Below are 4,806 nucleotides of genomic sequence, written 5' to 3' on the forward strand. Positions count from 1 at the left end.
AGTGAGAAACGTGTGTTGTCGTCCCCACCCACAACCTCGCCGTCGGCGCCCGCGCAGCACGCCTTCATGTGGTCGAGGTACTCGTCCATCGTCCCCATGCACGTGACGGCGCTGCGATCGATGAGCCCCAGCTTGTCGAGCTCGGCGATGACCACCGGCACGCCGCCCACCTCGTAGAGGTCGGTGAGGGGGCGCGGGCCCGAGGGCGCCAGCTTCACGAGGTGCGGCGTGCGGGCGGAGGCGGCGTCCCAATCGTCCATCGTGATGGGATGCCCCGCCGCCTGCGCGATGGCCGTGAGGTGCAGCACGGTGTTCGTGGAGCCGCCGAAGGCCATGTCGCATTCCATGGCGTTGCGGATGGCCGCCGCGCTCACGATGTCGCGGGCGCGCAGGCCCTTCTCCAGAAGCTCCATCACCTTCATGCCCGCGTGCTTGGCCAGGCGGATGCGCTCGGAGTACACGGCCGGGATGGTGCCGTTGCCCGGCAGCGCGATGCCTAAGGCCTCGCACAGGCAGTTCATGGAGTTGGCCGTGAACATGCCCGAGCAGCTGCCGCAGGTGGGGCACGCGTGGTCCTCGTGGTGCTTCAGCTCCTCCTCGGTCATCGTGCCCGCCTGCACCCGGCCCGCGCCGTCGAAGAGCGTGTTGAGGTCGGTGGCGGGGCCGCGCCCGCCCGGACGGGCGCCGGCCAGCATCGGGCCGCCCGACACGAACACCGTGGGGATGTTCACGCGCAGCGCGCCCAACAGCATGCCGGGCACCACCTTGTCGCAGTTGGGGATGCACACCAGCGCGTCGAAGGCGTGGCCCTGCACGGCGCACTCCACGCTGTCGGCGACGACCTCGCGCGACACGAGCGAGTAGTGCATGCCGTCGTGGTTCATGGCGATGCCGTCGCACACGCCGATGGTGGAGATCTCGAAGGGCACGCCGCCCGCCATGTAGATGCCGGCCTTCACGGCCTCGGCGATCTTGTCCAGGTTGTTGTGCCCGGGGATGATGTCGTTGCGCGAGTTCACCACCGCCACCAGCGGGCGGCCCAGCTCCTCGTCGGTGATGCCGTCGGCCTTGAGCAGGCTGCGGTGGGGGGCGCGCGCCACGCCTGCGGTGACGGCTTCGCTTCTCAAGCGCATATGACTCCTTCCTTCTGCGTCCGTACATGAAAAAAGCCCTGTTGCACGCAGGCTGCACCAGGACCTCAGAAGGAAGGGAGGACGGCGACGCGCGCCGGCCTCGATCGGACTGATAACGGAGTCGCCGGTCCAGCCTACTTGCCCGCGGGGTCCCGGAGATCGTCCGGTTGCGCCGCGCAACGTTCGCGCCGAACTGCTCGGAGGTGGCGTTCGGGCCGCCCACCGCCGGCTCGCAGCATCCGCCGGCTCTCTTGAGATGGGTTCGTCCCTACTGTCCTCGTCATCGCATTTCGTTCATGTGAAGTTGTGCAGGCCAGTATACTCCACCGCCTTCGATGCGCAAGGGCCTATTTCGGCGGTGCGCGCTTCCTGCAGGAAATCCCCACGCAATGAATGGGCATTGGCGCGGCGGGGCCGCATGTCGGCCTGGCAACCGTACGGCGCGGGCGCGGCAACGCTTCGCCGACCTCGCGCCATGCCGTTTCCGCGCGCCCTACGATGGAGCGAAAAGACCGCGACCCAACCGCCTGGAAGGAGGTTCCCGTGCCGTACCGAAGCCTGCTGTGCATCGTCGCCCGAGGCGCGGGGGCCGAAGCGCCCGCCGACCCCTACGCTATCGAGCGTCGAAACCTGCCCAACCGCACCCATGGCATACGCTACGCCTCGTCCCCGCGCCACCCCTCCCGCATCCGCACCTACTCCCCCTCCCCTTTCGTGCGTCCCGCCTCGCGCCCGAAGGCGCCCGGCCGGCCGCGGCTGCCATCTTCGGGCGAGGCCCTCAAGCGCGTGGCGGCCGCCGTGGCCGCCATGGCGCTGGTGGCCGTCCTCGGCGCGTTGGGCGGCGGGGCGTTCGCGCAGGCCGTCATAAACGCCGACGCCGAGGGCGCGCAGGCCGCAGACGGCGGGCAATCCGCCTCCGCCTTCGCAAGCGACGCGCCCTCCACCTGGACGCAAGGCCAAACGCCCGCCCTCTACCAGGCCGATCCCGCCTGGGCCGGGCGCCCCTACGGGTCGGGCACCATGAAAACAGCCGGCGGGGCGCCCCTGTGCCTTGCCATGGCGCGCGCCCGCCTGACCGGCGACGCCTCCGCGGACCCCGTTGCCGTGGCCTCCTTCGCCCAAAGCGGCGGCTACGCCGAGGACCCCGAGCGGTTGCTCGACGAAGGCGCTGCGAAACTGGGCCTGTCAGTGACCGACGTGGAGCCCGACGAGGCGGCCCTGCGGCGCGAGATCGTGGCGGGACGGCCCGTGATCGCGACGCTTGCGGACAGCGCGTTCGGGTCCGAGACCGCCTACGTGGTGCTCGGCGACATAGACGAGCACGGCATGCTCGTGGTTTCCGACCCCCGCAGCCCGGAGCGCTCGGAGCGCCATTGGGACTTCGAAGACGTCCTTCCCCACGCAAGCGCGCTGCGCTCCTACGCCGTCGCCGGCTGACGGCGAAACGCGGCGACCGCCGCAGCAATCGGCCCGGGCGCACGGCCGCGCGCCACGCGCCTGGGCGGCACCCACGGCCACCCTCAATTCCTCCAATCTGCCCAGCTTGGCGACCGAACGCTCCCCCGCTGGCCCCGCTCGCCGCAGAGCGCGGAGGCGCACCCCGTATAATGGGACGGAAAAGCCCCGCGCGCCCGCGTCCGGACGCGCCCGTCCCAAGGAGGTCGCCATGGATTACCGACAAGCCGTCATCCACCCCGAGGCCCGCATAGCCAAAAACGCCACCATCGTGGGTAACGTCGTCGTGGAGAAGGACGCCGTCGTGCTGTTCAACGCCGTGCTGCGCGGCGACTACGGCTCGCACATCGTCGTGGGAGAAGGCTCCAACATACAGGAGGGCTGCTGCCTGCACCTGGGCGCGAAAAGCGACTGCGTCATCGGGCGCGGCGTGACCGTGGGGCACGGCGCTATCGTCCACGGCTGCACCATCGGCGACAACACGTTGGTGGGCATGGGCTCTATCGTCATGGACGGCGCCGTGATCGGCGAAAACTGCATCGTGGCCGCCGGCGCGCTGGTCACCTCGAACACCCAGGTTCCCGACGGCATGCTGGTCATGGGCTCGCCCGCCAAGGTCCGCCGCCCCCTCACCGAGCAGAACCGCGCCGACGCCGAAGGCTACGTGGCCATCGGCAAGGACCTTGTGGACAGCGGCATCGCCTGGGCAGGCGACCAGATCCCCGCAGACGCCCCGCTGATCGCCGTCAAGTGAGCCGCGCGCCCCTTTGCCCGCCCGCCGGTGCTACAATGTCGCAACCAACAGACGAGGCAGACGACCGACCGAGGGTGACAACGTGATCTACGACAACGTGCTGGAAGCCATGGGGCGCACGCCCCTCATCCGCCTGAACCGCCTTTCCGAGGAGGGGTCGGCTCAGATTCTCGCCAAGTACGAGGGCGTGAACGTGGGAGGGTCCGTCAAGACCCGCACCGCCTGGCAGATGATCGAGGAGGCCGAGAAGCGCGGCCATATTGGCCCCGACAGCATCATCGTGGAGCCCACGAGCGGAAACCAGGGCATCGGCCTTGCGCTCGTGTGCGCGGTGAAGGGGTACGCCGCCCGCATCATCATGCCGGACTCCGTGTCCGTGGAGCGACGCAAGCTCGTGCGCCATTACGGAGCGGAGGTGGTGGTCATCCACGACGACGGCGACATCGGCGCCTGCATCGCCGAATGCATAGCCACCGCTAAGCGCATGGCGGCCGAGGACCCCCGCGTGTTCGTCCCCCAGCAGTTCGAGAACGAGGACAACCTGCTCGCCCACAAGTACCACACCGCCTTGGAGATAGTGGAGGACGCCGAGGGGCCCATCCACGGGTTCTGCTCAGGCATCGGCACCGGCGGCACCATCTCCGGCGTGGGGCAGATATTAAAGCGTCTCTATCCCGACGTGGAGATATGGGCCGTCGAACCCGAGAACGCGGCCATCCTCTCGGGCGGCGGCATCGGCACGCACCTGCAGATGGGCATCGGCGACGGGCTGATCCCGGCCATCCTCGACCAGAGCATCTACGACGACATCTGCATCGTCAGCGACGAAGAGGCCATCGACACGGCGCGCGCCCTCGCGCGCGAGGAGGGGCTTTTGTGCGGCGTGTCCTCCGGCACGAACGTGGCCGCCGCGCGCCGCCTGGCCCGCAAGCTCGGCCCCGGCAAGACCGTGGTCACCCTGCTGCCCGACACCGGCGAGCGCTACTTCTCCACCGCCCTGTTCGAAGGGGAATAAGCGAAAGGCTGCGAACAAAACGGCATCCCTCGGCTCAAGCCCCGTCCGGAATCCGGCTCCAAGCCTCGTCTAGGACCCAGCTCCAAGCCTCGCTCGGGTCCCGTCCGGAACCTGGCTCCAAGCCTCGCTCGGGTCCCCGTTCAGGCCCAGCTTCAAGATCCGGCCCCGCATCCGGGTGCCGGATCGAAACGCCAGGACCCGAAGACCCTGCGCATCCCGACGCCCCGTCCAGCAGAAGGCCCATACCGACGACTTCGATCCGATGCCGTCGGAGTCCTCTCTGTTAAACCACCGTTGACACGAACCGGTGTTTGCCGAATCTCGGGCCGAGCCTTCCCTGGTCGGGCGCCGGGCAAGGCCCTACCCGTCAGGCGGGGAGGGCCCTGCGCGGCGGGCCGGCCCGCGCCGACCCCGGTTCAACGGGGGCGCTTCCGCGAGCTGGCCACAAA

Annotated in this window: 4 protein-coding genes; 3 read left to right on the plus strand and 1 reads right to left on the minus strand. The window is 69.3% G+C overall.

Annotation, left to right across the window (positions count from 1 at the left end):
• Window positions 1-1,133 (minus strand): dihydroxy-acid dehydratase domain-containing protein (locus ACWKY3_RS05640; protein WP_449315448.1); only part of this gene is annotated, 1,133 nt, incomplete at its 3' end.
• A gap of 543 nt (window positions 1,134-1,676) precedes the next feature.
• Here ACWKY3_RS05640 and ACWKY3_RS05645 point away from each other — a divergent pair.
• From ACWKY3_RS05645 to cysK, 3 genes are all read left to right on the plus strand, one after another.
• The gene (locus tag ACWKY3_RS05645) at window positions 1,677-2,570 is read left to right on the plus strand and encodes a hypothetical protein (protein ID WP_449315449.1); all 894 of its coding nucleotides are present in this window, start codon (window positions 1,677-1,679) and stop codon (window positions 2,568-2,570) included.
• A gap of 229 nt (window positions 2,571-2,799) precedes the next feature.
• On the plus strand, window positions 2,800-3,342 hold the full coding sequence (locus tag ACWKY3_RS05650; protein WP_449315450.1) for a gamma carbonic anhydrase family protein: 543 nt from the start codon (window positions 2,800-2,802) through the stop codon (window positions 3,340-3,342).
• Window positions 3,343-3,424: 82 nt separating this feature from the next.
• Entirely contained in the window at window positions 3,425-4,357 is a 933-nt protein-coding gene (cysK, locus tag ACWKY3_RS05655) for a cysteine synthase A (RefSeq protein ID WP_449315451.1), read from the plus strand.
• Window positions 4,358-4,806: the final 449 nt, after the last annotated feature.

It is taken from the genome of Rubneribacter sp., from assembly GCF_965361815.1.

Bases quoted from the DNA above. Each gene is read 5' to 3' on its own strand.
- ACWKY3_RS05650 (WP_449315450.1), top strand. From the start codon at position 2,800: ATGGATTACCGACAAGCCGTCATCCACCCCGAGGCCCGCATAGCCAAA.